Below are 23,703 nucleotides of genomic sequence, written 5' to 3'. Positions count from 1 at the left end.
GGAACCGGCTCGACTTCTACAGCGTTGTCGTAGTCGAACAGCGGTACTCGTACGGTCGTGGAGGAAGTCCCATGAGTGTGGCCCTGACGAAGGGCGGCAACGTCTCCCTGGGCAAGCAGGCACCCGGACTGCAGGTGGTCCGGATCGGCCTCGGCTGGACGGCCGCGGCCGGGTACGACCTGGACGCCAGCGCGTTGCTGTGCGGGGCGGACGGGAAGGTCGGCTCGGACCGGAACTTCGTCTTCTTCAACAACCTGCGGAGCCCGGACGGCTCGGTCCGCCACCAGGGCGGCTCCGGCGGCGGGCCCGACCGCGAGCAGATCGAGGTCCGGCTCGCGGAGGTCTCCGCCGACGTGGAGAAGATCGTCTTCGCGGTGGCGATCTACGACGCGGCGCAGCGACGGCAGAACTTCGGGCAGGTCCGCGGCGCGTACGTCCGCGTCACCGACCCGGACGGCGGCGCCGAGGTGGCCCGCTACGACGTGGCGTCCGTGGCGGGCAGCGAGACCGCGATGGTGTTCGGCGAGCTGTACCGGCACGGCGCGGACTGGAAGTTCCGGGCGGTCGGGCAGGGGTACGCCGCGGGGCTCGCGGGCATCGCGACGGACTTCGGCGTCGACGTCCTGCAGCCCGCTCCCGCTCCCGCGGTCCCGCCCGCTCCGGCATCGGCGCCGGCTCCGGCTCCGGTGAAGCCCGCCGTGCCGGACGCCCCGCCGGCGGTGCCCGCCGCACTGCCCCCCGTCCCGCAGACCCCACCGGCAACAGGGAGTTCCCCCGTGACGTGTTTCTTCGACCCCTCGCACGGCGCCGGCACGACGGCGGTGCTGTGGTCGCCGCAGTGGGGCGTGCCCCGCCAGATCGAGACCTGCGCCGCCTGTGCCCAGCGGGTGCAGACGACCGTCCCGCCGTTCTACACCCCGCCGCAGGGGTACCCGCAGCCCGTCCAGCAGCAGGGCTACCCGCAGCAGGGCTACCCGCAGGCGCCCGGCCAGCCGGCGCAGGGCGGCGGCCGGCGCTTCGGCACCGGCGCGCTGATCGGTGCGGGCGCGGCGGGCCTGGTCGGCGGCGCGCTGCTCAACGAGGCCTTCGACGACGACGGGCCCGAGGTCGTCGTCAACAACTACTACGAGGACGACGGCCTCTTCTAGACCGTCGGGCGAACCGCCGGGCGAGCCGTCAGGCAGCGGGGAAGCGCAGCTCCTGAAGGGCCGTCGGGGACCACCCCGGCGGCCCGTGCTGTCGGTGCCGTGCGTTTGAATGGTCGTCGCCACACGTTCTGACCGGGGGAGACGCACTGATGACCACGTCCGAAGCCGAGCTGCTCGACGCCGCCCGCCATCCCACCGCGGCCTGGCTGGAGTCCTGCTTCGGCCCGGGCACGCTGTGGCGGCCCGAGGTGCTGCCCGAGCGTCTGGAGTCGCCCGCCGCCCGGGCGTTCCTGACCGAGGTCGGCCTGCCGGCCGTCGGGCTCGACTTCGTCGGCTTCGACGCGACGGACCTGCCCAAGCGCGGGATGTGGGAGGCGGACCTGGACGACCTGTTCGGCAACCGCACGCCGGACGACGAGACCCCGCCGAGCAACTGGGGGTACTGCGTCGGGACGTTCGACGAGTGGCACCTGATGGTCGACGCCGGATCCGGCGCCGTGAAGATCTACAACGCGGACGGCTGGGACCACGCGCGCGGCTACGGCGGCTGGGCGGCCGACTCGCTGCCCGCGGTGATCGGCGCCCTGGGGCTGCTGGCCGGCTTCGAGGAGCGGGTCGTCGGCGGCGACGCGAACGCCGCGCTCGACGAGTTCGAGGCCCTGGTCGAGCAGTTGGGCCAGGGGCCGGACGAGTCGGACCTCTGGTGCCAGATCGCGGTGAACCTGCGGGAGGAGTACGAGGAGCTGGACGAGGACTGACCCCCTCCGTCCCCTCCGCACCGGGCGGCCGCACAACGCGCAGGCGTTGTGCGGCCGTTCGCGTTTCAGGGACCCTGCAGCCGGTACGCCCCGGCGCGGGCGGCGGCCCCGGCGGCGGCCGCGGCCCGGTCGGCGGCGGCCTCGTCCAGCGGTTCGACGGTGGTCAGCATCCGGTAGTAGAGCGGTGCCGACACGGCCCGGACGACCTCCGACGCGTCGGTGTCCGCCGGGAGCTCGCCGCGCTCGACGGCCTCGGTGACGCACGGCGCCCACTCCTCCACCCGGCGCCGGTAGAAGTGCCGCAGCGCCTCGGCGGCGTCCGCGTCGCAGTTCGCCGCCACGATCACCGCGCGGAACAGCGCGCCCTGCCGGGGGTCGGCCAGGGTGCGCCGGACGAGCCGGGCGTTGGCCCGCAGGTCCTCGGCGAGGGAGCCGGTGTGCGTGCGCGGCAGCGACTGCTCCGCCATGTCCGCCAGGAGGTCGGCGACGAGCGCGGTGGTGCTGCCCCAGCGGCGGTAGACCGTGGTGCGGCCGACCTCGGCCCGCTGGGCGATGTCGCCGAGGTCGAGACCGCTGAAGCCGTGCTCGACCAGGGCGTCCTCGGCGGCCCGCAGGACGGCGGTGCGCACCCGGGCGGTCCGGCCGCCGGGGCGGACGGTACCGGGCGTGAAGGGCTCGGCGGTGCCCACGGACGCGGCGGTGCCCACGGACTCCGCGGTGCCCACGGGCTCGGGAGTGCTCGCGGGCTCGGCGGGGTCGACGGGGTCGACGGACTCGCCGGGGTCGACGGATCTGGCAGCCATTAACGGGATTCCTGTTCCATTAGTCGCGAGGGGTCTGCTAGGTTCAGAGCATCCTAACGGAACGGGAGTCCCATTAGGGGCTTCGAGGGGAGAGCACCATGGGCATCGCCACCACCGACATGGAATACCGCCGACTCGGCGCATCCGGACTCAAAGTCCCCGCGCTCAGCCTCGGCACCGGCACCTTCGGCGGCCGCGGCCCGCTGTTCGGCGCCTGGGGCACCACCGACGTCGACGAGGCCCGCCGCCTGCTCGACATCGCCATCGACGCCGGGGTCACCCTCTTCGACACCGCCGACGTCTACTCCGACGGCGCCTCCGAGGAAGTGCTCGGCCGGGCGATCCGCGGCCGCCGCGACCAGGTCCTCGTCTCCACCAAGGCCGGCCTGCCCACCGGCGACGGCCCGCAGGACGCGGGCACCTCCCGCGCACGCCTGGTCCGCTCGGTGGACGACGCGCTGCGCCGCCTCGACACCGACTACCTCGACCTCTTCCAGCTCCACGCCTACGACGCGGACACCCCGATCGAGGAAGTGCTCGCCACCCTGGAGGACCTGGTCCGGGTCGGCAAGATCCGCTACACCGGCGTCTCCAACTTCTCCGGCTGGCAGCTGATGAAGTCCCTCGCCCTGGCCGACCGCCACGGCCGCCCCCGCTACGCCGCCCACCAGGTCTACTACTCCCTCGTCGGCCGCGACTACGAGTGGGAGCTGATGCCGCTCGCCCGGGAGGAGGGCGTCGGCGCCCTGGTCTGGAGCCCGCTCGGCTGGGGCCGCCTGACCGGCCGGATCCGTCGGGGGCAGCCCCTCCCGGCCGGCAGCCGCCTGCACGACACCGCCGACTACGGCCCGCCGGTCGAGGACGAGCTGCTCCACCGGGTGGTCGACGCCCTCGACGAGGTCGCCGCCGAGACCGGCCGCACCGTCCCCCAGATCGCCATCAACTGGCTGCTGCGCCGCCCGACCGTCTCCTCGGTCATCATCGGCGCCCGCAACGAGGAGCAGCTGCGCCAGAACCTCGGCGCGGTCGGCTGGTCGCTGACGGACGACCAGATCGCCCGCCTCGACGCCGCCAGCGCCCGCACCGCCCCGTACCCGTACTTCCCGTACCGCCGCCAGGCGGCCTTCGCCCGCCTCGACCCGCCGATGGCCGGCTGACGCTTCGGTGCGGGACGGGTTCGAGGGCCGCCCCACGCGACTGGGCGCAGTCTGGGGCAGCTCGGGCTGCGCCCAGTCGTGTGGGCGGTGGGGGGCCGTTGCGCCAGGTGGGTTTCGGCCGGATGGGGGAGGCCGGGGCGGTACGGAAGTTGTCGGTGGGGTAGGCGATTTGGGTCACGGTGTGTGCAGGTTCGGCAGGAACTGTGTTCGATTGTCGACAGGTTCATGCAATGCTTCTCGGGGAGCGACGGACTCCCGGGTGACGCTCCCGTGCAGGTCGGCGGCCTGCTTCCGGCAGGGTGGCGCGTTGGTGCGACCGCCGTCGAAACGTCTGACGCTCCGTCAAGGTTCCTTGTTTTCCTGCGAACTTCTCGCGTCCGCTTTAAGCTCCCGTTAACAATGGCGGCTTTCCGCCACTCGCGAACCCCCGTGCGAGGTCGGGCGGCAGGCCCCCACCGGACGCATGCCCAACGTGACGATGAGAGCAGGGATGACGACGACAAGTGAACGAACAGTCGGCGCGGCGCGCGACCCGGACCGGTGGCGACCGGCTCGGCTCGGCCGCCGCACCGCAGGCGGCGCGGCGGCGGTCGCCGTCGCGATCGGCGCCTGCTCGTTGGCCGCGGCCCCGTCGGCGTTTCCGCAGACGGGCGACGGCACCGTAACGGTCCGGGTGATCCGGGCCGTGGACACCACCGGGGTGTGGACCCCCGTGCTGGAACCCGGGATCGCGGGCGTGAAGGTGACGCTCACCGACGACGCGGGTGTCGGCATCGAGGGCACCACCGCGGCCGACGGCACGGTGACACTGGCACCGGCCGCCAGCAAGGCGACCGGCGGCAAGTACCGGATCCAGGTGGTGAACCCGAAGCCGGGCGTGCTGTTCCCGGCCTTCGCCTCGCGCCAGGGCCTGACCGGCGCGCCGAACCAGCTCAGCAGCAACGAGGAGTTCGTCGACCTCGGCGGCGGCAAGAAGGTCGAGCTCACCACGGGCCTGTGGAGCCCGGGTGACTACTGCCAGAAGAACGCGCCGCTGGTGTCGACCTGCCAGCCGGCGCCCCGGGAAGGCGCATCGGCGCGCACGCTGGTCTCCTTCCCGTACAGCGCCCGCGGCGTGGCCGGCACCGACGCGACCGTGACCGACCTGGCCACGGCCGAGCAGACCGGCAACATCTACGGCATCGCGTGGAACCGGGCGGACAAGCGGATCTTCTCCGCCGCCTCGGCCAAGCGCACCACGGCGTACGGCCCCGGCGGCCCGGGCGCGATCTACGTGACCGACCCGGTGAAGAAGACGACAGCCCTCTTCACGACCGTTCCGGACGCCGGCAGCACGCCGCACGGCCCGGACAACGACGACGCCTTCCTGCCCGCGGTGGGCAAGGAGAGCCTCGGCGCCGTCAAGATCTCCGACGACGGCAAGGACCTGTTCGTCGTCAACCTCCACGACCGCAAGCTCTACCGCTACGACGCCACCGGCCCGACGGCGGCGGAGCCGAAGGCCGCCTACCCGATCCCCGACCCGGGCTGCCCGGCGGCCGGGGACTGGCGCCCGTACGGCCTCGGCCTGCAGGACGGCACCGGCTACCTCGGCGGCGTCTGCTCGGGCGAGTCGACCGGCAGGACCGCGGACCTGCGGGCCGTGGTGCTGCCCTTCGACCCGGACACCGGCACGTTCAAGAAGGCCGTGCTGGACCAGAAGCTCGACTACCCGCGCGGCAGCACGGTCGGCACCGCGTGCCCCGGCACCGGCTGGTTCCCGTGGCAGGACACCTTCCCGACCACGCAGAACGGCCACGCCTGCACCGACTACCTGGCCAACCCCGAGCCGGCCCTGGCCGAGATCGCGTTCGAGACCGACGGCTCGATGGTGCTCGCCTTCCGGGACCGCTTCGGCGACCAGTCGGCGGCCGCACCGACCGGCGGCACGATGGCCAAGGTCCTGCCCGGCGGTGACCTCAACAAGGCCTGCCTGGTGAACGGCACCTACGTGCTGGACACCAACAACGGCTGCGGGGCCACGACCCGGGGCACCCGGTTCTTCGACAACAACCGCATCGGCCACAACAACGCCCTGAACGCCGGGATGGCGTTCTCCAAGGTCGAGGACTCCATCGCGACCTCGGGCTACGACACCAACGGGATGGCCTACGGCTACGGCGCGGGCTTCGACAAGCGCGACGGCAAGGCCGACGGCGGCCTGCGCCTCAACCCGGTCGGGCCGATCCCGCCGTTCGGCAAGGGCGCCGCGATGGGCGACCTCGAAGTGCTCTGCGACCAGGCGCCGCTGCAGATCGGCAACCGGGTCTGGTACGACCCCGAGCGCAGCGGCCTCCAGCTGCCGGGCCAGCGCCCGGTGCCGGGTGTCACCGTCCACCTGTACGACGAGTCAGGGAAGCTCGTCGGTACGACGAAGACGACGGCGCGCGGCGAGTACTACTTCGACGACAGCAACGTCGAGGGCGGCCTCAAGGCGAGGACCACGTACACGATCAAGCTGGACAACCCGGCCGACTACGCCAAGGACGGCCCGCTGTTCCAGTGGGCGCCCACCGAACACGACGTCGGTGACAACCACTTCATCGACTCCAAGGGCATCGTCCCGGCCGGCGGCAAGTACCCGGAACGGGGGCTGACCACCGGCGGACCGGGCCAGAACGACCACACCTACGACTTCGGCTTCCGCCAGCAGGAGGGCGCGCTGCGCCTGGTCAAGCACGACCAGGACGGCAAGCCGCTGGCGGGCGCCAAGTTCCAGCTGTGGCACGAGACGAACGGCACGGACGGGCTGCAGCCGACCGGCGACAAGCCCGACACCAAGGTGGGCGAACCGTGCACCACCGGCGCCGACGGGCTCTGCCAGGGCAAGGGCGTCGTGGGCACGTACTACTGGCAGGAACTGAGCCCGCCGGCGGGCTACTCGGCGCCGGAGGTCACGGTGCTCGGGCCGCTGGTGCTCACCAGCGGGAACCTCGACGACGGAGTCGAGGTGACGGCCGTCAACCGGCTGATCCCGACGCCGACGCCGACACCCACCCCGACGTCGACACCGACCGAGACACCGCCGGCGACGTCGACCCCGGTCCCCGCACCCCCGGCCCCGCCGGCTCCCGGACCCGGGCACCTGCCCAACACCGGTGCGGGCGCGGCGATCCCGTTCGCCGTAGCCGGAGCGGCGGCGCTGATCACCCTCGGTGCGGCGCTGGTGCTGCTGGTCCGTAGGCGCAGGGCAATCCGGCAGGGCTAGCAACCCCAGGCCGGGCTGGCAACCCCGGCCAGGGGTGGTAACCCCCGGCCGGGCAGACCGGCACCGGCGATCCGTGCCGGTGCCGGATCGGGCGGGTTCGCGGACCACTGGTCCCCGAACCCGCCCGACTGTCGTGACCGGCCCCCGTCGCGGGCAGCCCGGTCCCACGCAGACCACTCACCTACAGCACACCGACCGCACACCGACCCACGAGAGAAGGCACCCGCATGGCCCGGAGGACGAAGGACGACACCCGCAGGCCGTGGCGGAGCCGCTGGCTCCTCACCCTGGCCGCGATCGCGGTGTGCGGCACCGCGGCGGGCGGTCTGGTCGTCTACCGGACGGTCTCCGACGAGGCCGACGAGCGGCCGGTGACCAGCGACGAAGCCTCCCGGCTGGCCCTGTCGCGGCTGAACCTCTACCAGGCCGCTCCGGTCGGGGTGACGCTCACGGCCGCCGAGGGCGGAGGCGTCACCATCCGGGTGGAGGGCGTCGTGGACTACCGCACCCACCGCGGCGTGGGCCGCTACCGGACGACCGGGGCGAGCGGCCCGCTCGACCACGGGCTGATCATCTGGGACACCGGCGGCCTCGGCCTGGCCCCGGAACCGGCCGGCGTCGACGGCCCGGCGTGGCAGCAGGCCGAGCACGTGCCGCGGCAGGGCTGGTCGCCGCGCTCCTACACCGCGGACCCCCTGGACTCCGGGCTCAGCCTGGTGGTCCAGCTCGGCGCGGACCGCCCCGACAACCCGCTGCTGCTCGCCCAGTCCGGGGCGCGCTGGCTGGGCCGCGACCGGATCGACGGCCGCGGCTACGACCGCATCGCCGGCCCGCGCGCCCAGGGCTCCGCACCCGATGGCGGGCGCTCGCCACTGACCTACTGGGTCGACGGCGACGGCGCGCTGCGGCGGGTGACGATGCGGATGGCCGGCCTGGGCACGCCGACCACGGCGGACTTCTCCGGCCACGACGCCGCCGCCAAGCTCCCCGAAGCCCCCTGGCTGGCCGGCTGACGCCGACCGCGTCGCCCGACGACGCGGCGTCACGGCCTGGCGGAGCCGACGCCCCGAAACCGATCGATCCCGGGAAGGAGACACATTGTGAGTACGGCACCCCGAACCCCCGGCGACTACAGCACCGTCAGTGACCCCGAGCGGGCCTTGAAGTACGCGATCCGGCACATCGCGGGCGACCGCACCGAGATCATCGAGGGGGTCGTCACTCCCGTGTCGCGGTCATGGGCGCGCGAGTCCGCCGCCGAGGTCGTCCGCCGTCAGATCACCCCGCGCATGGAACAGCTCGACCTGCTCTCGGGCTCCGGCAACCTCGATCTGCCTTGATCTCGACACCACCCGCCTGTAGCGGGCGGCGGACCTCTAGACCCGTGCGCTGTCCGTCGAACGGGCCTTCGCGGGGAGGCCGTTGGCGAGGTCCTCGACCAGGAGGCGCCAGGCGATGGCGTCCGCGGCGGTGCGCAGTTGCGGGCTGCGCGGTCGGCCGGCGTCGGCGTCGAGGCGGGCGTTGAGCCAGTCGGACCAGGCGCGGGCGAGGGCCCGGACCTCGCGGGTGCCGGTCTCGGTGTTCACCAGGACGCCGCCGTCGCGGACGAGGTAGCCCTCGGCGGCCATCCGGTCGAAGACGGGCTCCAGGACCTCGGGCGGGATCCGTTTGCGGGCGGCGATGAGGTCGAGGTCGGCGCGGCCGATCACCTTGGTGTGCTGGGCGACCTCCATCAGTGCCCAGGCGCCGCCGAGGTCCACCCGGGTGTCGGCGTCGGAGACGATGGCCCGGACGGTGTCGAGGTCCACGCCGCGGACGATCTTGCAGACCGCGTACTCCAGGTGCGGGTCGGAGTCGGCGGTGGTCGGCTGGGCGAAGCCCTCGCCCATGTCGGTGGAGCCGGCCCGGGCGGTGTCGCGCAGTGGTACCTGTTTGAGGAAGAGCGCGACGACGAAGCCGATCACGGCCACCGGGATCGTCCACAGGTACACGGTGTGCAGCGCGTCGGAGTAGGCCTGCACGATCGGCGCGGCCTGGTCGGCGGGTAGCCCGTGCAGGCTCTGGGGGCTCTCGGCGGCACGGGCGAGCACGGCCGGGTCGGCGCCGGTGAGCCGGGCGGCGGTGGCGACGCCCTCGCGGAGTTCGGTCGTGAGGCTGTTGGTGTAGATGGTGCCGAACACGGCGGTGCCGAAGGAGCTGCCGATGGTCCGGAAGAAGGTGACCCCGGAGGTGGCGGTGCCGAGGTCCGCGTAGTCGACGGTGTTCTGCACGGCGATCGTCAGCACCTGCATGCTCAGTCCGATGCCGACGCCGAGCACGAACATGTAGAGCGAGGCGAGCGCGGTGCCGGTGCCGGGTTCGAGCCGGGAGAGCAGGTAGAGGCCGAGGGCCATGACGGCCGTGCCGACGATCGGGAACACCCGGTACTTGCCGGTCCTGCTGACCGCGGTGCCGCTGCCGATCGAGGCGAGCAGCAGGCCGATGACCATCGGCAGCATCCGGATGCCGGAGACCGTCGCCGAGTCACCGTCGACGTACTGCAGGAAGGTCGGCAGGAAGGTGAGCGCGCCGAGCATCGCGAAGCCGACGATGAAGCTGAGCACCGAGCAGACCGTGAACACCGGGTTGCGGAACAGCCGCATCGGCAGCATGGGTTCGACGGCCCGGGTCTCGGTCCAGCAGAACAGCCCGAGGGCGATCGTGCCGCCGACGAACAGGCCGATGATCACCCCGGAGCCCCAGGGGTACTGGTTGCCGCCCCAGCTGGTCGCCAGGATCAGCGCGCCGGCGCCGACCGCGACCAGCGCGATGCCCAGGTAGTCGATCACCGGCCGGGTCGCCGAGCGCACCGAGGGGATGGTCCGGGCGGCCGCGATCACCACCACGACCGCGAGCGGCACGTTGACGTAGAACGCCCAGCGCCAGGACAGATGGTCGGTGAACAGCCCGCCCAGCAGCGGCCCGATCACCGTGGCCACGCCGAACACCGCGCCGATCGCGCCCTGGTACTTGCCGCGCTCGCGCAGCGGGATGACGTCCGCGATCAGCGCCATGGCGGTGACCATCAGCCCGCCCGCGCCGACGCCCTGCACCGCCCGCCAGGAGATCAGCAGTGTCATGTTGGTGGCCAGCCCGCACAGGAACGAGCCGGCGACGAAGACGACCGCCGAGATCTGGAAGATCAGCTTGCGTCCGTACAGGTCGCCGAACTTGCCGGCCAGCACGGTGGCCACCGTCTCGGCCAGCAGGTAGGAGGTCACCACCCAGGACATGTGCGCGGCCCCGCCGAGGTCCGCGACGATGGTGGGCAGCGCGGTGCCGACGATGGTCTGGTCGAGGGCGGCCAGCAGCATGCCGAGCACGATCGTGGCGAAGACGACGTTCCGCTGCCGAACGTCCAGCACCGGTGGGGCGAGCGGCGGGTTCTCGGTGGCGACGGTCATGCCGTCAGCCTCTGGGGTCCGGGCACCGATCGCGATCCGGTTCGACCGTTCGGGTGAGGCTGCGGGGGAAGCGGCCGGGTGAGGCGGCCGGGGGAGCGGAAGGGAGCGCTGCCCGGGTACGACCCGGGTGGCGGTACCCGGAGGGCGGGGCGACGATGAGCCGAGCGAAGCCCGCCGACCACCGGCCGGGCAGCGAGCAAGCCGCCCCGGACACCGGGAAGAGGCTCCCATGACCCCCGACGCCCCGTCCGCCACCGCGCACCCGGACCCGCCCGGCGCTTCCGCCGCGGGCGGCCGGGCCGACACGCGGCGTTGGCGGGCGCTCGCGGTCTGCCTGGTCGCCGGCTTCATGACCCTGCTGGACGTCAGCATCGTCAACGTCGCCCTGCCGACCGTACGGGCCGGGCTGCACATGTCGGAGAGCGGCCTGCAGTGGGTGCTCAGCGGCTACGCGCTGGCCTTCGGCCTGGTGCTCGTCCCGGCCGGACGGCTCGGCGACGCGCGCAGCCGGCGCGCCGTCTTCCTCACCGGACTCGCCCTGTTCACCGCGGCCAGCGCACTGGCCGGCGCGGCGCAGAGCCAGGAGTGGCTGGTGCTGGCCCGGCTCTTCCAGGGCGCGGCGGGTGGCGTGCTCGTCCCGCAGGTGTCCGGCTTCATCCAGACCCTCTTCCGGGGCGCCGACCGCGGCCGGGCCTTCGGCGCGCTCGGCGCCACCATCGGGCTGTCGACCGCCGTCGGACCGCTGCTCGGCGGGCTGCTGATCCACCTGTCCGGCCCGCAGGACGGCTGGCGCTGGGTGTTCCTGGTGAACCTGCCGATCGGCGTCGCCGCCCTGCCGATCGCCCACCGGCTGCTCCCGGCGCCCCCGCCGGCCGCCGAGCGCGCCGGGCACCGCGACTTCGACCCGGTCGGCGTGGTGCTGCTCGGCGCCGGCACGGTCGCGCTGCTGCTGCCGTTCGTCCAGGCACAGCAGTGGCACAGCCCGGCGCGGTGGCTGCTGCTGCCGGTGTCGGCGGTGCTGCTCGGGGCCTTCGTCGGCTGGGAGGTGCACTACGGGCGGCGGCACGAGCCGCTGGTGAGCATGGCGCTGTTCGCGGTGCGCCCGTACGCGGCGGGGGTGCTGCTGTCGTTGGCGTACTTCGCGGGGTTCACCGCGATCTTCTTCATCTTCACGCTGTACCTGCAGGTCGGCCTGCACTACTCGGCCCTTGCGGCGGGCGTGGCGATCACCCCGTTCGCGATCGGTTCGGGCGCGGCCGCGGCGGTGGGCGGGCGGCTGGTGAGCCGGCTCGGCAGGCGGCTGGTGGTGGTGGGGCTGCTGCTGGTGCTGGCCGGCCTGCTGGCCGCGGCGCTCGCGGTGCAGCTGTGGTCGGGGCCCCGGGTGGGCTGGACGACGGCGCTGCCGCTGCTGGTCGCCGGGGTGGGCAGCGGGCTGGTGATCGCCCCGAACCAGACGCTGACCCTCCAGCAGGTGCCGGTCGCCCGGGCGGGCAGTGCGGGCGGCGTGCTGCAGACCGCGCAGCGGGTCGGTTCGGCGGTGGGCATCGCGGTCGTCGGGTCGGTGTTCTTCGCCCACGCGCGCGGTCGGCACCCGGACTGGGCGACGGCCTTCCAGCTGGGCGTGACGGTCGCGGCGGGGCTGGTGCTGACGGCTCTGCTGGTGGCCTTGGTGGACACCGTGGCGGGAGCGCCGCCCACCCCGGCCGGGTCGGGTGGGTCGGACGGGGGTGGTGGGTCCGGCGGACCGGGTGGCGGTGGCTCGTGAACGGCTGCGGTGCGGCGGTGGGGCGGTCGACGGTGCGGTCCGGTGCGGTCGGTGGGGTCCGGTTTCCGGGCCTCCGTGGTGCGGTAGGGAGCGGATCGTGAGCGATTCCCGAGCGGATTTCCTGGCCGCGGCCCGCGCGGCCGAACAGCTGCTCCGCGTCCCCGAGGTGGCCGAGGCCTGGCGGCGGCCGAGCGCGCTGGCGGAGTGGAGCGTCGGCGGGCTGGCCGGGCACCTGGCCTTCCAGGTCCTGTGCGTGTCCGAGGCCCTGGCCGCCGCGCCGCCGACCGAGACGACGATCGGCCTGCTGGACCACTACGCCCGGGTCGCGTGGGTCGGCGCGGAGCTCGACGCGGACATCAACGTCCGGATCCGGCAGGGCAGTGAGGCGTTCGCCGCCGACGGGCCGGCCGCACTGCACCGCCGGGTCGACGCCGCCGTCGCGGAGCTGACGACCGCGTTGGCGGCGGCGGACGGCACGCGCCCGGCCCGGCTGCCGTTCTGGGGGCCGTGGTCGCTGACGCTCGACGACCTGTTGGCGACCCGGACGATGGAACTGGCCGTCCACGCCGACGACCTGGCGGTCAGCGTGGGCGTTCCGACTCCCGGACTCCCGCCGGAGACCGCCGACTCCGTGGCCGCACTGCTGGCCCGGCTGGCGGTCCGGCGGCACGGGTGGGTGGGCGTGCTGCGGGCGCTCAGCCGGGCCGAGCGGGCACCGGGGAGCATCGCGGCGTTCTGAGCCGTGGCAGGTCGGCGCGGGCAGTGGCCGGCTGTTCGGGCCTTCCCCGGCCGTCAGTGGTCCCGGCGGTGGATCACCAGTGCCGCGATCGCCACCGAGGCGAACGACCAGGCCGCGAGGGTGATCCAGGAGCCTGCGACGGTCGCGGGGTAGGCGCTGGGGCGCCAGCCGGCCAGGCTGATCCGGGCCAGGCGCTGCCAGGCGGGCAGCGGCAGGGCGTGCAGCAGGTCGGCCGTCCAGCGGTAGCGCTCGGTGACGAGGGACGGGAGGAAGAACAGCACCACGACGGTGCCCACCACCGCGCCCGCGCTGTGCCGGATCAGGGTGCCGATCCCGAGCCCGACCAGCGCGCAGACCGGGCCGAACAGCGTGGCCGCCGCGACGTACCGGAAGGCGGCGGGGTCGGTGAGGGACTGTCCGATGCCGGAGTCGGACAGGACCGCCTGGCTGAGGCCGAAAGACACGCCGACGGTGAGCACGCCGAAGCCGAGCATCACGGCGGCCAGGACGCAGGCCTTGGCCACCAGCACCGCCCTGCGGTCGGGCACGGCGGCCAGCGTCGTGCGGATCAGCCCGGTCGCGTACTCGCCGGCGATGACGATCGCGCCGAGGCCGCCTCCGAGGAGCAGCAGGATGTCGGCGGAGGCGATGTTGAAGGCGTCGTTCAGCGCCACCTGCGCCATGGCGGCCGGATCGCCGCTGCCCGGTGTGTAGTGGTCGCGGGTGTACAGGGCGGACTTGAGGTTGGCGGCGACGATGGCCACGGCGCTCAGGCCGAGCACCCACGGGATCGAGCGCAGTGATCGGAGTTTGATCCACTCGGCGGCGAGCAGGTCGGTGAAGCGGGGTGCGGGTTCGGCGGTGTGTGCGGCGGTCGGGGCGAGGGGGGTGAGGGCGGTGTGGGTCGTGCTCATCGGGGTTCTCCAGCCGGGTGTTCGGCCGCCGGGTACTCGACGCTGTCGGCGGTCAGGGACATGAACGCGGTCTCCAGGGACGAGGTGCGGGTGGTCAGTTCGCCGAGCACCACGCCGTGTCGCAGGGCGAGTTCGCCGATCCGTTCGGCGGGCAGCCCGGTGACGATCGCCGACTGCGGCTCGTGGAGCTGTACGTCGGCGCCTTCCGTCCGCAATGCTTCGGCCAGCAGCGGGAGTTCGGGTGAGCGGACGGTCACCGAGGTCGTCGCGTTGCGGGCGGAGAACTCCGCCAGGCCCTCGTCGGCGATCAGCCGGCCGCGCCCGATCACCACCAGGCGGTCGGCGGTGTGCTCCATCTCGGCCATCATGTGGCTGGAGACGAACACCGTGCGCCCCTCGGCGGCGAGGCGGCGGAACAGTCCGCGCACCCACAGCACGCCCTCCGGGTCCAGCCCGTTCAGCGGCTCGTCGAAGAGCAGCACCGGCGGGTCGCCGAGCAGCGCGCCCGCGATGCCGAGCCGTTGTTTCATGCCCAGCGAGTAGCCGCCGATCCGCCGTCCGGCGGCCCGGCCCAGTCCGACCTCCTCCAGCACCTCCTCGACGCGTGCGGCCGGGATCCGGTTGCTGCGGGCCAGCGCCCGCAGGTGGGCGCGGCCGCTGCGTCCGCCGTGGACGTCGCCCGCGTCCAGCAGCGCGCCGACGTGCCGCAGCCCGCGAGGCCGGCCGCGGAAGGGTCGGCCGTCGACGGTGACGCTGCCGGTGGTGGGGTCGTTGAGGCCGAGGACCAGCCGCAGCGTGGTGGACTTGCCGGCGCCGTTGGGGCCGAGGAAGCCGGTGACGGCGCCGGGCCGGACGGTGAAGGTGAGGCGGTCGACGGCGGTCCGCACGGCGGTGCGGCGGCCGTAGCGCTTCGTCAGCTCGTTGACTTCGATCATGGGTTCCACGGTGCCGGGCGAGCGGCGGCCGCACATCGGACCGGTGTCGACAACGCGGGTCACCCCCGGCCGTACGCGCAGGTCACCCCCGGCCGTACAACCACGGTCGGATGACGGCTCGTCGGGCCGCCGTTACGATCGTGGACCATGCCGTCGACCCCCACCCCGCCGCTGTTCCGGCGCGTCCCGCCCGAGGTCTGGGTCGGGCTCGCCTGGTGCGTGGCCGCCGCCTACCCCGCCGTCCGGCTCGGTGGCTCCGCGCAGCACCACGGCGCCGCCGCGCACGGCGGGTGGGCGTTCACCCTGGCCGACACGGCGGTGGCCTTCGCGGGCGCCGCGTCGGTGCGCCGGCTGCCGGTGCTGTCGGTCGTCCTGCTGCTGATCGCCACCTGGACCGAGACCGACGGCTGGTCCGGCGGCACCCAGGTGCCGCCCGGCGCGCTGCTGGCCGTGGACACCGCGCTCTGCCTGATCACCGCCACCCGGCCGCGCCGCACCTCGCGGGCCGCGTTCGCCCTCGTCATGGGCTTCCTGGTGCTGCACATCGGCCTGGTGCGCGGCAACACCGTCGGCATCTTCACCGGCACCCACATCGGCTCCGCCGACGGCGCCGCGCTGCTCGCGCTGGTCGCCTGGCTGGTCGGGCGCTCGGTGCGGCAGAACCGGGAGCACGCCGAGGCGCTGAGCAGCCGGGCGGCCGCCGAGGCGGTCACCGCCGAACGGCTGCGGATCGCCCGGGAGATGCACGACACCGTCGCGCACAGCCTGGGCATCGTCGCGCTCCAGGCGGGTGCCGCCCGCCGGGTCATCGACCGCCGGCCCGAACGCGCCAAGGCGGCGCTCGGCGAGATCGAGGCCGCCGGACGGGACACCCTGGCCGCGCTGCGCCGGATGCTCGTCGTCCTGCGCCGGGCCGACGGCGACGGCCCGGGCACCGGCGCGCAGGGCCTGGCGGACCTCGACCGGCTGGCCGGGGCGACCACGGCGGCGGGGGTGCGGGTGGAGGTCCGGCGGCACGGCGAACAGCGGGCGCTGCCACCGGAGATCGACCTCGCGGCCTTCCGGATCATCCAGGAGTCCGTCACCAACGTGGTCCGGCACGCGGACGCCGACGCCTGCGTGGTCCGGGTCGACTCCCGGACGGCGGGGGAGCTGTCCGTCGAGGTCACCGACCGGGGCCGGGGGCACGGCAGCGACCCGGGCAGCGGCTTCGGGCTGGCCGGGCTGCGCGAGCGGGTCGCCCTGCTGCACGGCCGGTTCGACGCCGGGCCGCGCGCCGACGGCGGCTTCCGGGTCGCGGCCACGCTGCCGGTCCCGGGGCCGGTGGCGATCCCGGTCGGGGTCACGGTCCCCGCGGTCGCGGGGGAGGTGCGCGCGTGATCCGGGTCGTCCTGGCCGACGACCAGCCGCTGGTACGGGCCGCGCTGGAGATGGTCATCGCGGAGACCACCGACATCGAGGTGGTCGGCGAGGCGGGCACCGGGGCGGAGGCCGTCCGGCTGGCGGCCGAACTGTGCCCGGACGTCGTGGTGATGGACATCCGGATGCCGGGGACGGACGGCATCGAGGCCACCCGGCTGGTGACCGCCGCCGGCGGTCCGACCCGGGTGGTCGTGCTCACCACCTTCGACGAGGACGAGCACGTCTACGCGGCGCTGCACGCCGGGGCGTCCGGGTTCCTGGTCAAGGACATGGCACTGGACGACATCCTCGGCGCGGTGCGGGTGGTCGCCGCCGGGGACGCGCTGATCGCGCCGAGCGTCACCCGGCGGCTGATCGGTGCCTTCGCGGCCGGCCGTCCGCCCGGCTCATGGGGCGGTTCCCGGGACGGCCGACTGCCCGGCGCCCTTCCCGGCCGGCCGGCCGGTCCCGGCGCGCGGAACGAGGCCGTGCGCCGGCTGGCGGCGATCACCGACCGGGAGCGGGAGATCCTCACGCTGGTCGGCCGGGGCCTGTCCAACACCGAGATCGCCGCCGAGCTGGTGCTCAGCATCGCCACCGTCAAGACCTACATGACCCGGCTGCTCGCCAAGCTCGACGCCCGGGACCGGGTGCAGCTGGTCATCCTGGCCTACGAGGCGGGCCTGGTCTCCGTCCCCGGGTGACCGGGGCCGCCGCGGCCCGCCGTGGGCCCGCCGCGGGCCGGAGTGGGAGACGGGTTCAGCGCTTGACCGCCACGCCCGCGTACATCGCGATGTCCTGGTCCCGGACGGGCGCGGCGTCCGCGTCCGGGCGCCAGTGGTGCACCAGCGTGACGCCCGGGTCGAGCAGCTCGTAGCCGTCGAAGAAGGCCTCCGTCTCGGCCTTGTCGCGGATCTGCAGCGGGATGCCGCGCGCGTTGTACTCCCGGCCGACGCCGCCCACGCCGACGGGGTCGGTGTCGCCGGTGAAGACGGTCAGCGCGAGGAAGCTGCCGGGCGCCAGCGCGTCCATGAAGCGGCGCACGATGCCCTGCGGGTCGTCCTCGTCCAGCACGAAGTGGACGATCGCGATCAGCGACAGCGCCACCGGCTGCGAGAGGTCGAGCACCTCGCGCAGCCGGGCGTTGCCGATGATCGACTCCGGGTCGCGGAAGTCGGCGTCCACGTAACAGGTGCGGCCCTCGGGCGTGCTGTCCATCAGCGCCCGGGCGTGGGTCAGCACGATCGGGTCGTTGTCCACGTACGCGACCCGCGAATCCGGTGCCACCGCCTGGGCGATCTCGTGCACGTTCGGCGAGGTGGGGATGCCGGTGCCGATGTCCAGGAACTGCCGTACGCCGTACTGCTCGGCGAGGTGGCGCACCGAACGCTGCATGAAGTCGCGGGTGGTGCGCATCGAGATCGGGAGTGACGGCCAGGCCTTCACCGAGGCGTGCGCGGCGACCCGGTCCGCCTCGAAGTTGGTCTTGCCGCCGATCAGGAAGTCGTACACCCGGGCGGAGTGCGGAACGTCCATCCGCAGGTCCACCGACGGGTAGTCCTCCTGTGGACCGCGCTGCGCCCCGACCTCGTTCGCCATGCTCGTCCTCCCGTTGCTGGGGATCCGTCACCGGCCGCCTCGGTGGCGGTCCTTGGTGCGCATGGTAACGGTCGGCCGGTGTGACGATATGACGAACCCTCGGGTATGGCTCTGGGTCTGAGCCGGTCGGCCGGGGGCCCAGGCCGACCGGCTCAGGCCCTCAGGCCCTCAGGACTGGGCCTCCGGCTGCCTCGGTTCCACCAGCGCCCCGCCCGGCTGCCGGGGCACGGCCGCCGTCTCGGAGCCGCCCCGGCGGTGCGCCGCCAGTTCGAGCGCGGCCCCGATCCAGGCCGCACCGAAGGACCACGTCGCCAGCCACTCGCAGAGGAACAGCGGCTGCACCGACCAGTCGTCGCCGATGCCCGTCACCCCGGCCACGACGGACAGCAGCAGTGCGACCAGGATCAGCACCCCCGCCGCCAGGTAGGCCGTACCCACCCGGGCCGGCTGGGTGGAACGGGGATTGCGGAAGGAGTAGAGGCAGAACATCGCCAGCATGACGAACAGCAGGCTCGCGAAGACCAGGTGGAACACTCCGATGGTGCGCTGGACGTCCGACGCGCCGTCCGGCGACGTCGGGCACAGCGCCACCCCGACCGCGAAGACCCCGGCCGCCGTGCTCCAGCGGTCGTCCCGGCGGTCGAAGCGGTAGCAGATCAGGAACACCCCGAGTGCGCACAGGGTGCCGACGAAGACGTTCCGTGTGTCGGTGTAGTACGAGGCGCTCATCGAGCCCGGCCAGAAGCCCTCCGTGCTGCGCCCCGTCACCTCGGCGGCCAGCCAGTTGCCGAACGGCAGGGCCGGCGGCAGCAGGATGCCGATCAGCCCGACGCCGAGGCGGAGGAACATGACCGTCCGTTGGTCCTGGACGCCCCGCCGGGTGTCCGGGGAGTCCTGCGCGCGTGAGTCGTGAGTCACGGACGCCTCCTTGCTTGGGTGCGGGCGCGCGGGCGCCCGCTGACTTCTCGGCCACCGGGGACAGGACGGGGGCGGTGTCGACGGGGCGCCGCCCGAACCTGAGTGACCGTCAACTTGTGTACCCGCATTGGCGTTCGAAGCACCACTGATTTGAGTGGTTTACCGCCCGCCGACCGCCTAATATCCCCCCGGTGACCAGCATCGATGACCTGATCCCCTTCGAGCGGCCGTACGACGCGGCCGCCCTGCGTGCCCGCGACGCCGACGAGCTCGCCCGCTACGCGGCCGACCCGGAACGGCACTGGTACCGCCGCCGCGCCTGCGTCGAGGCCCTGGCCGGCCGGGTGCCGGAGCCGCACGCCCCCGCCCTGCTCGACGTCCTGAGGAACCACGGGGAGACCGCCGAGCTGCGCGTCGCCCTGCTCGACCTGTTCGCCGACCGCGCCGAACTGCTGCCCTGGCTGCGGCACCCGGACCGGAACCGGGACGGGCAGTACGGGCTGTGCCAGGCCTTCCTCAAGGCCCGTGGCGTCCTCGGCGACCGCACGGCCACGGCCGAACTCGCCACCCTCGCCGCCCACCCCTGGTCGCGTTGGCGGGAGTTCGGGGAGGCCGGGCTGGACGCGCTGGCCGACCGCCACGGGCTCCCGACCGTGCTGGCCGGCCTCGGCGACGCCCGCCCCGAGGACCGGCTGGCCCGCGACCGGCTGCGCCACCGGGCCGGGCAGGACGTCACCGACTCCCTCGCCGACCCGGACCGCCTGGTCGCCCACCAGGCCCACACCCTCGCGGCCGACCCCGAGCGGCTGCGCGCCCTCCTCGCCTCGGACCGGCCCGTCGAGGCCGCGCTGTGGGCGGTCTGCGCGCTGCACCGCCTCACCGGCGACACCGCGGAGGCCCGCGCGTGGGACGACCGCCTCGGCCGCCCCCGGGTCGACGTCCCCGGCCTGCCCGAGGAGATGCGCCACGCGATAGTCCACGAGTACGCCGCGCGCTGCGAGCGCGACACCGACCCGCGCTGGCGCGTCGAGGCGCTCCGCACCGATCCGCCCGCGCCCGTCGACGCGGACGGCCGACTGCGCCGCGTCACCGAGGCGCTGGAGGCCGCCGGGATCGACTTCGACCCGCCGGTCTCCGCACACGAGGACAACGGGGCGGGCGAGGGCACGTACCACGTGATCGAGCTCGACGAGGACAGCCTGTTCGTCAGCACCCTCGGCCCCTTCGCCGGCGGCACGGACACGGACGACGCCCCGGCCCGCCCGGTCCTGGAGGGGGCCGGCTTCCGCTGGGTGGACCAGGCCACCAGGGACACCGTCGTCACCGGGCTCTGCGTCTACTACTTCGGCGAGCGCGGGCCGCTGAAGGTCGACACCCTGCTGTTCCACTGGCAGGACTGACCGACGGGCAGGGCCGGCCGACGGGTGGGAACGACCGGCGGGCAGGACCGGTCCGCCGTCCGGACCCGGCGCCGGACCCGGCGCCGGACCCGCCGACCGGACCCGCCGACCGGACCCGCCGTCCGGACCCGCCGTCCGGACCCGCCGACCGGACCGGCGCGGCCGGCGGCCGGGCTCAGCCCGTCGGCTGCCCGGCGCGCGCGATCAGCGCGTTGAGCAGCGCCGCCCCGCGCTCGGCGTCGTCGACGCTGACCGCGAAGTCGGTGCCCCGGCGGGTGCGCACCACCAGGCACGTGCCGCCGCGCAGCATCACCGTGGTCCCGAGGCCGTTGATCCGGTAGCCCCAACCGCCCGCCTGCGCGGCGGTGCGCTGCTCGACGCGGGCCGAGACGAGGTCGGCGGGCGACCAGTGCCGGGCGGGCCGGCCGAACGGGCCGAAGCCGACGGTCAGGCCGCGGGCGGTCACCCGCGCCTGCACCGAGGAGCAGACGAGGACGGCGACGGTGGGCAGCGCGAACGGCAGCACCAGCGACCAGTCCAGGCCGGCCAGCCCGCTCGCGGCCGCCAGCACACCCGCCACCGTGACCAGTCCGAGCACGGCGGCCAGCAGCTGCAGCCACGGGTTCGTCGCCCAGGAGAGCCAGACGAACTCCTCGCCCTCCGGCACGTCCAGCGTCGGCGCCCCGGCCGCCGGAAGCACGTCGGCCCGGGCCCCGAACCGGCGGCCGGCCAGCCAGGCCAGCACGCCGGCAGCGGCCGTGGCCAGCAGGACCAGGACCACCTCGATGCCCATCGGCGCGGCGTCCTGCCACCGGGCGCGGTCCAGGTTGGCGTGCACCACGGCGGTCTGCGCCCCCGTGAGCAGCACCCCGCCGGACGCCAGTGCCGCCGCCCCGCAGCCCGGCGTCCGCTCGCCGCAGTACCGCTGCAGCAGCGCGGAGACCAGCACCAGGACCAGCCAGAGGAGCGCTGGGACCAGCACGGCTCCGGTGAGCGACATCGAACCGTCCGGGTCCCGTCCGCCCCAGTGGGTGGCCAGCGGGTCCGGCAGCCGGTGGCGGGCCGCCAGCGGCAGTGCGACCAGCAGGGCCAGCACCCCCACTGACCAGGCGAGCGCGGCCCACAGGCCGCCCCGGCCGCCCCAGCCGTCACGCTTCCGGGCCCCTGGCCGGTGCGTTCCTGATCCTTCGTCCGTCACGACATCCCCCTGATCATGTCCACGAGATCGTTCCTGCTGTAGCCGGCCAGGGCCGCGTCCTCGATCAACTGCCTGACCCGGTCGACCAGTTCGGAGCGGGTGTCGGCCCCCGCGGCGACCGTGACACCGCGGCCCCGGCGGAACTCCAGCACCCCTTCGTCGCGCAGCGTACGCAGCCCGCGCAGCACGGTGTTGGAGTTGACGCCCAGCGCCCGGGACAGCTCCCGGGCCGGCGGCAGCTTGTCCCCGGGGGCGCACTCGCCCTCGGCGACGGCCCGTCTGATCGCGCCCGCGACCTGCTCGTGCAGTGGTCGGGTGTCCCCGACGTCCAGCTTCAGCAACATGGTGCTACTGACGATAGCACCATTCATCTCGGGGGCTACGGGCTGCGAGAGCGGCGGACCGCGGAGTGTGGGCCGTGGGCGGTGCCCCGGCTGCGGGAGCCGCGCCACCCCGGCCCCTCGCCGTATGGAGTGCGTTGGGATCGCCGCACCGGGCGTCAGGGAGCCGTCAAGAAGTGCCGGTGGGCGCCCGGACCGGCGGTTGGGTGAACGAGTACGGCCGCCGGGACACGGTGCGGCCACCACGACACGAGGACGGGTCATGCACGGCATCGAGCGGCACGAGGACGGCGGGACACCCAGGGTGGTGGTCGGGGTCAGCGGGTCGCTGGGCAGTCTGGCGGCGCTGCACCGGGCGGTGACCGAGGCCCGTGAGCGGGGCGCGGAACTCCTGCCCGTGCTGGCCTGGGAGCCCCCGGGCGGTGAGCACGGCTACCGCCGCTCGCCTTGCCCGCCGCTGCTCGCGGCCGTCCGGGACGCCGCCGAACAGCGCCTGCACCAGGCCCTCGACGAGGCCTTCGGCGGCAACGACCCCGCGGTGCCGCTGCGCCCGGTGGTGATCCGCGGCGAGACCGGCCCGGCCCTGGTCGACGTCGCCGACCGGCCCGGCGACCTGCTGGTCCTCGGGCAGAGCGGCGGCCTGCTGCGCCGCCGGCTGCGGCGCTCGGTGTCCGCGTACTGCGCGCGGCGGGCGGGCTGCCCGGTGCTGACCGTCCCGGTGCCCGCACTGCTCCACGACCTGCACGAGCTGGAGGCGCGGGAACGCCGCGCCCGCTGGCACCTGCCGGTCGGCCCGACGCCCGAACTCCTCGCGGCGAAGCGGTAGTCCGCGGTGCGGATGTACGCAGCCCGACCGGGTGCCGGCCGCTTCCGCCCCGTGCCGGAGCGGCTGCCGGTCGGCACCTCGGGCACGGTCGCCCTGCTCGCGGGCGGCCTGCTGGCGCTCGGCCTCGGCGGGCTCGGCGAACTGCACTCCGGTGGCCTCGCCTTCGTGGCGTACGTGGCGCTGTGCGGCCTGGTCGGCGGCTTCTCCCGGCCCCGGGCCGCGCCGGTGGTCGGCCTGGCCGCCTGGCTCTGCTGCAACGCCTTCGCCGAGCACCGCCACGCCGAACTCGGCTGGTCCGGCCCCTGGCCGGAGAGCGCGCACTACGCGGTGTTCACCGCCACCGCCCTGCTGGTCGCCCTGCCCGCGGCGCTGCCACGGCGCACCGTACGGGTGTCGACGCTGCGCCTCGACCACCGGCCCTGAGGCGCTCCCGAACGGTCCGCCGCCGGCCTCCCCGTGCGCCGGCGGCGGACCACACCGCGAGGCCGGGGGCTCCGGCCGGTACTCCGGAGCCCCCGCCGAACCGGTGGAACGCAGGAAACGGGGTGCGCGGAGCGGGCGCACGTTCGGACCGGGGCCACCCGTCAGGGGCGGCCCGGCGATCCGCTCCGCGCGCCCTGCCCGGCCGCCTCGACGCGTGGCGCCGGCAGTCCCGGTCGAAGGCCCTCAGGCCCGGTAGGTGAACCGGCCGAGGTAGTGCAGGGAGGTGCCGCGCGGGTCGGTGACCACGTTGGGGGCGAAGACGCAGATCGCAGCGTCGGCCGGCTCGGCCGACTCCACCTGGGGAAGCCACTGGTCGGCGTACGAGGCCCCGTGCAGGAGCACCTCGGGGGCGACCGGCGCGGGGTGGCCGTCGTCCCGGGCGTGGACGACTTCGACGCCCATCGGTTCGAGCTCGGCGATCCCGACCTCGCGCATGAGAGCGGACGGCTCCGCGTCCCCGTTCTCCGACCACACCTCGTCGACGTGGTCGCGGATGTCGTCGTACGAGGAGAACCGGCCGCGCGAGAGGAAGACGTGCACCACGTTCACTTCGGTCACCCGCCGATTCTCGCCCCACGCCGAACCCGCGCGCGACCACCCGTGAGACGGCGCCGTTCACGCTTCGGAC

General features: G+C 74.3%; 21 protein-coding genes and 1 pseudogene. 13 read left to right on the top strand and 9 right to left on the bottom strand.

Features of this window, described 5'->3' with window-relative positions:
- Nucleotides 1-71 precede the first annotated feature (71 nt).
- Nucleotides 72-623: pseudogene (locus tag ABT048_RS10995) on the top strand (TerD family protein); the annotation flags it as partial.
- Nucleotides 624-1,297: 674 nt separating this feature from the next.
- The gene (locus tag ABT048_RS10990) at nt 1,298-1,906 is read left to right on the top strand and encodes an SUKH-4 family immunity protein (protein ID WP_350521036.1); all 609 of its coding nucleotides are present in this window, start codon (nt 1,298-1,300) and stop codon (nt 1,904-1,906) included.
- 65 nt (nt 1,907-1,971) lie between these two features.
- On the opposite strand, the gene ABT048_RS10985 is transcribed toward ABT048_RS10990, so the two are convergent.
- The gene (locus ABT048_RS10985) at nt 1,972-2,709 is read right to left on the bottom strand and encodes a TetR/AcrR family transcriptional regulator (protein WP_350521035.1); all 738 of its coding nucleotides are present in this window, start codon (nt 2,707-2,709) and stop codon (nt 1,972-1,974) included.
- Nucleotides 2,710-2,828: 119 nt separating this feature from the next.
- On the opposite strand from ABT048_RS10985, the gene ABT048_RS10980 reads away from it, so the two are divergent.
- From ABT048_RS10980 to ABT048_RS10965, 4 genes are all read left to right on the top strand, one after another.
- Nucleotides 2,829-3,866 carry an aldo/keto reductase gene (locus tag ABT048_RS10980; protein ID WP_350521082.1) on the top strand — a complete coding sequence of 346 codons (1,038 nt, stop codon included), beginning with the start codon at nt 2,829-2,831 and terminating at the stop codon, nt 3,864-3,866.
- 490 nt (nt 3,867-4,356) lie between these two features.
- Nucleotides 4,357-7,113 carry an SdrD B-like domain-containing protein gene (locus ABT048_RS10975; protein ID WP_350521034.1) on the top strand — a complete coding sequence of 919 codons (2,757 nt, stop codon included), beginning with the start codon at nt 4,357-4,359 and terminating at the stop codon, nt 7,111-7,113.
- Between the two features lie 227 nt (nt 7,114-7,340).
- Nucleotides 7,341-8,126, top strand: coding sequence for a hypothetical protein (locus tag ABT048_RS10970; RefSeq protein ID WP_350521033.1), 786 nt, complete (start codon nt 7,341-7,343; stop codon nt 8,124-8,126).
- Nucleotides 8,127-8,213: 87 nt separating this feature from the next.
- The gene (locus ABT048_RS10965; RefSeq protein ID WP_350521032.1) at nt 8,214-8,453 is read left to right on the top strand and encodes a hypothetical protein; all 240 of its coding nucleotides are present in this window, start codon (nt 8,214-8,216) and stop codon (nt 8,451-8,453) included.
- 36 nt (nt 8,454-8,489) lie between these two features.
- On the opposite strand, the gene ABT048_RS10960 is transcribed toward ABT048_RS10965, so the two are convergent.
- On the bottom strand, nt 8,490-10,556 hold the full coding sequence (locus ABT048_RS10960) for an MDR family MFS transporter (protein ID WP_350521031.1): 2,067 nt from the start codon (nt 10,554-10,556) through the stop codon (nt 8,490-8,492).
- Nucleotides 10,557-10,785: 229 nt separating this feature from the next.
- On the opposite strand from ABT048_RS10960, the gene ABT048_RS10955 reads away from it, so the two are divergent.
- A complete protein-coding gene (locus ABT048_RS10955) occupies nt 10,786-12,321 on the top strand; it encodes an MFS transporter (RefSeq protein ID WP_350521030.1) in 1,536 nt (511 codons plus the stop codon).
- Between the two features lie 97 nt (nt 12,322-12,418).
- A complete protein-coding gene (locus tag ABT048_RS10950; RefSeq protein ID WP_350521029.1) occupies nt 12,419-13,060 on the top strand; it encodes a maleylpyruvate isomerase N-terminal domain-containing protein in 642 nt (213 codons plus the stop codon).
- A 53-nt stretch (nt 13,061-13,113) separates the two neighbouring features.
- On the opposite strand, the gene ABT048_RS10945 is transcribed toward ABT048_RS10950, so the two are convergent.
- Nucleotides 13,114-13,974: an ABC transporter permease gene (locus ABT048_RS10945; RefSeq protein WP_350521028.1), complete on the bottom strand. Its 861-nt coding sequence runs from the start codon at nt 13,972-13,974 to the stop codon at nt 13,114-13,116.
- Nucleotides 13,971-14,909, bottom strand: coding sequence for an ABC transporter ATP-binding protein (locus ABT048_RS10940; protein ID WP_350521027.1), 939 nt, complete (start codon nt 14,907-14,909; stop codon nt 13,971-13,973). The genes ABT048_RS10945 and ABT048_RS10940 overlap by 4 nt, the downstream gene beginning before the upstream one ends.
- Nucleotides 14,910-15,056: 147 nt before the next feature.
- On the opposite strand from ABT048_RS10940, the gene ABT048_RS10935 reads away from it, so the two are divergent.
- Together ABT048_RS10935 and ABT048_RS10930 are read left to right on the top strand one after the other, a co-directional pair.
- Nucleotides 15,057-16,289 (top strand): sensor histidine kinase, encoded by a 1,233-nt coding sequence (locus ABT048_RS10935; protein ID WP_350521026.1) that lies wholly within the window; start codon nt 15,057-15,059, stop codon nt 16,287-16,289.
- A 50-nt stretch (nt 16,290-16,339) separates the two neighbouring features.
- Nucleotides 16,340-17,014: a response regulator gene (locus ABT048_RS10930; protein WP_402803159.1), complete on the top strand. Its 675-nt coding sequence runs from the start codon at nt 16,340-16,342 to the stop codon at nt 17,012-17,014.
- Between the two features lie 55 nt (nt 17,015-17,069).
- Here ABT048_RS10930 and ABT048_RS10925 read toward each other — a convergent pair whose 3' ends face one another.
- Nucleotides 17,070-17,909 carry an SAM-dependent methyltransferase gene (locus tag ABT048_RS10925; RefSeq protein ID WP_350521024.1) on the bottom strand — a complete coding sequence of 280 codons (840 nt, stop codon included), beginning with the start codon at nt 17,907-17,909 and terminating at the stop codon, nt 17,070-17,072.
- Between the two features lie 168 nt (nt 17,910-18,077).
- Nucleotides 18,078-18,827 (bottom strand): hypothetical protein, encoded by a 750-nt coding sequence (locus ABT048_RS10920; RefSeq protein ID WP_350521023.1) that lies wholly within the window; start codon nt 18,825-18,827, stop codon nt 18,078-18,080.
- 191 nt (nt 18,828-19,018) lie between these two features.
- On the opposite strand from ABT048_RS10920, the gene ABT048_RS10915 reads away from it, so the two are divergent.
- A complete protein-coding gene (locus tag ABT048_RS10915) occupies nt 19,019-20,227 on the top strand; it encodes a hypothetical protein (protein WP_350521022.1) in 1,209 nt (402 codons plus the stop codon).
- Between the two features lie 175 nt (nt 20,228-20,402).
- On the opposite strand, the gene ABT048_RS10910 is transcribed toward ABT048_RS10915, so the two are convergent.
- Nucleotides 20,403-21,425: a DUF1648 domain-containing protein gene (locus ABT048_RS10910; RefSeq protein ID WP_350521021.1), complete on the bottom strand. Its 1,023-nt coding sequence runs from the start codon at nt 21,423-21,425 to the stop codon at nt 20,403-20,405.
- Complete coding sequence (locus tag ABT048_RS10905) at nt 21,422-21,769, bottom strand: GntR family transcriptional regulator (RefSeq protein ID WP_350521020.1); 348 nt, start codon at nt 21,767-21,769, stop codon at nt 21,422-21,424. The genes ABT048_RS10910 and ABT048_RS10905 overlap by 4 nt, the downstream gene beginning before the upstream one ends.
- A gap of 259 nt (nt 21,770-22,028) precedes the next feature.
- Between ABT048_RS10905 and ABT048_RS10900 the strand changes: the two genes are divergently transcribed.
- Nucleotides 22,029-22,592 (top strand): universal stress protein, encoded by a 564-nt coding sequence (locus ABT048_RS10900; protein ID WP_350521019.1) that lies wholly within the window; start codon nt 22,029-22,031, stop codon nt 22,590-22,592.
- Nucleotides 22,593-22,604: 12 nt separating this feature from the next.
- Nucleotides 22,605-23,015 (top strand): hypothetical protein, encoded by a 411-nt coding sequence (locus tag ABT048_RS10895; protein WP_350521018.1) that lies wholly within the window; start codon nt 22,605-22,607, stop codon nt 23,013-23,015.
- A gap of 243 nt (nt 23,016-23,258) precedes the next feature.
- Here the strand turns inward: ABT048_RS10895 and ABT048_RS10890 are convergent, their stop codons facing one another.
- Nucleotides 23,259-23,633 carry a hypothetical protein gene (locus ABT048_RS10890; RefSeq protein ID WP_350521017.1) on the bottom strand — a complete coding sequence of 125 codons (375 nt, stop codon included), beginning with the start codon at nt 23,631-23,633 and terminating at the stop codon, nt 23,259-23,261.
- Nucleotides 23,634-23,703 lie beyond the last annotated feature (70 nt).

Source organism: Kitasatospora sp. NPDC096140, assembly GCF_040303045.1.
Lineage (GTDB): Bacteria > Actinomycetota > Actinomycetes > Streptomycetales > Streptomycetaceae > Kitasatospora.
The sequence above is the reverse complement of the archived record's forward strand: the minus strand, read 5'-3'. Positions and strand labels throughout refer to the sequence as shown.

What these genes read in the sequence shown, in the direction of transcription:
- ABT048_RS10990 (WP_350521036.1), top strand. Translation starts at nt 1,298, where the DNA reads ATGACCACGTCCGAAGCCGAGCTGCTCGACGCCGCCCGCCATCCCACC.
- ABT048_RS10985 (WP_350521035.1), bottom strand. Translation starts at nt 2,709, where the DNA reads ATGGCTGCCAGATCCGTCGACCCCGGCGAGTCCGTCGACCCCGTCGAC.
- ABT048_RS10980 (WP_350521082.1), top strand. Translation starts at nt 2,829, where the DNA reads ATGGAATACCGCCGACTCGGCGCATCCGGACTCAAAGTCCCCGCGCTC.
- ABT048_RS10975 (WP_350521034.1), top strand. Translation starts at nt 4,357, where the DNA reads ATGACGACGACAAGTGAACGAACAGTCGGCGCGGCGCGCGACCCGGAC.
- ABT048_RS10970 (WP_350521033.1), top strand. Translation starts at nt 7,341, where the DNA reads ATGGCCCGGAGGACGAAGGACGACACCCGCAGGCCGTGGCGGAGCCGC.
- ABT048_RS10960 (WP_350521031.1), bottom strand. Translation starts at nt 10,556, where the DNA reads ATGACCGTCGCCACCGAGAACCCGCCGCTCGCCCCACCGGTGCTGGAC.
- ABT048_RS10955 (WP_350521030.1), top strand. Translation starts at nt 10,786, where the DNA reads ATGACCCCCGACGCCCCGTCCGCCACCGCGCACCCGGACCCGCCCGGC.
- ABT048_RS10945 (WP_350521028.1), bottom strand. Translation starts at nt 13,974, where the DNA reads ATGAGCACGACCCACACCGCCCTCACCCCCCTCGCCCCGACCGCCGCA.
- ABT048_RS10940 (WP_350521027.1), bottom strand. Translation starts at nt 14,909, where the DNA reads ATGATCGAAGTCAACGAGCTGACGAAGCGCTACGGCCGCCGCACCGCC.
- ABT048_RS10935 (WP_350521026.1), top strand. Translation starts at nt 15,057, where the DNA reads ATGCCGTCGACCCCCACCCCGCCGCTGTTCCGGCGCGTCCCGCCCGAG.
- ABT048_RS10930 (WP_402803159.1), top strand. Translation starts at nt 16,340, where the DNA reads ATGGTCATCGCGGAGACCACCGACATCGAGGTGGTCGGCGAGGCGGGC.
- ABT048_RS10925 (WP_350521024.1), bottom strand. Translation starts at nt 17,909, where the DNA reads ATGGCGAACGAGGTCGGGGCGCAGCGCGGTCCACAGGAGGACTACCCG.
- ABT048_RS10905 (WP_350521020.1), bottom strand. Translation starts at nt 21,769, where the DNA reads ATGTTGCTGAAGCTGGACGTCGGGGACACCCGACCACTGCACGAGCAG.
- ABT048_RS10900 (WP_350521019.1), top strand. Translation starts at nt 22,029, where the DNA reads ATGCACGGCATCGAGCGGCACGAGGACGGCGGGACACCCAGGGTGGTG.
- ABT048_RS10895 (WP_350521018.1), top strand. Translation starts at nt 22,605, where the DNA reads ATGTACGCAGCCCGACCGGGTGCCGGCCGCTTCCGCCCCGTGCCGGAG.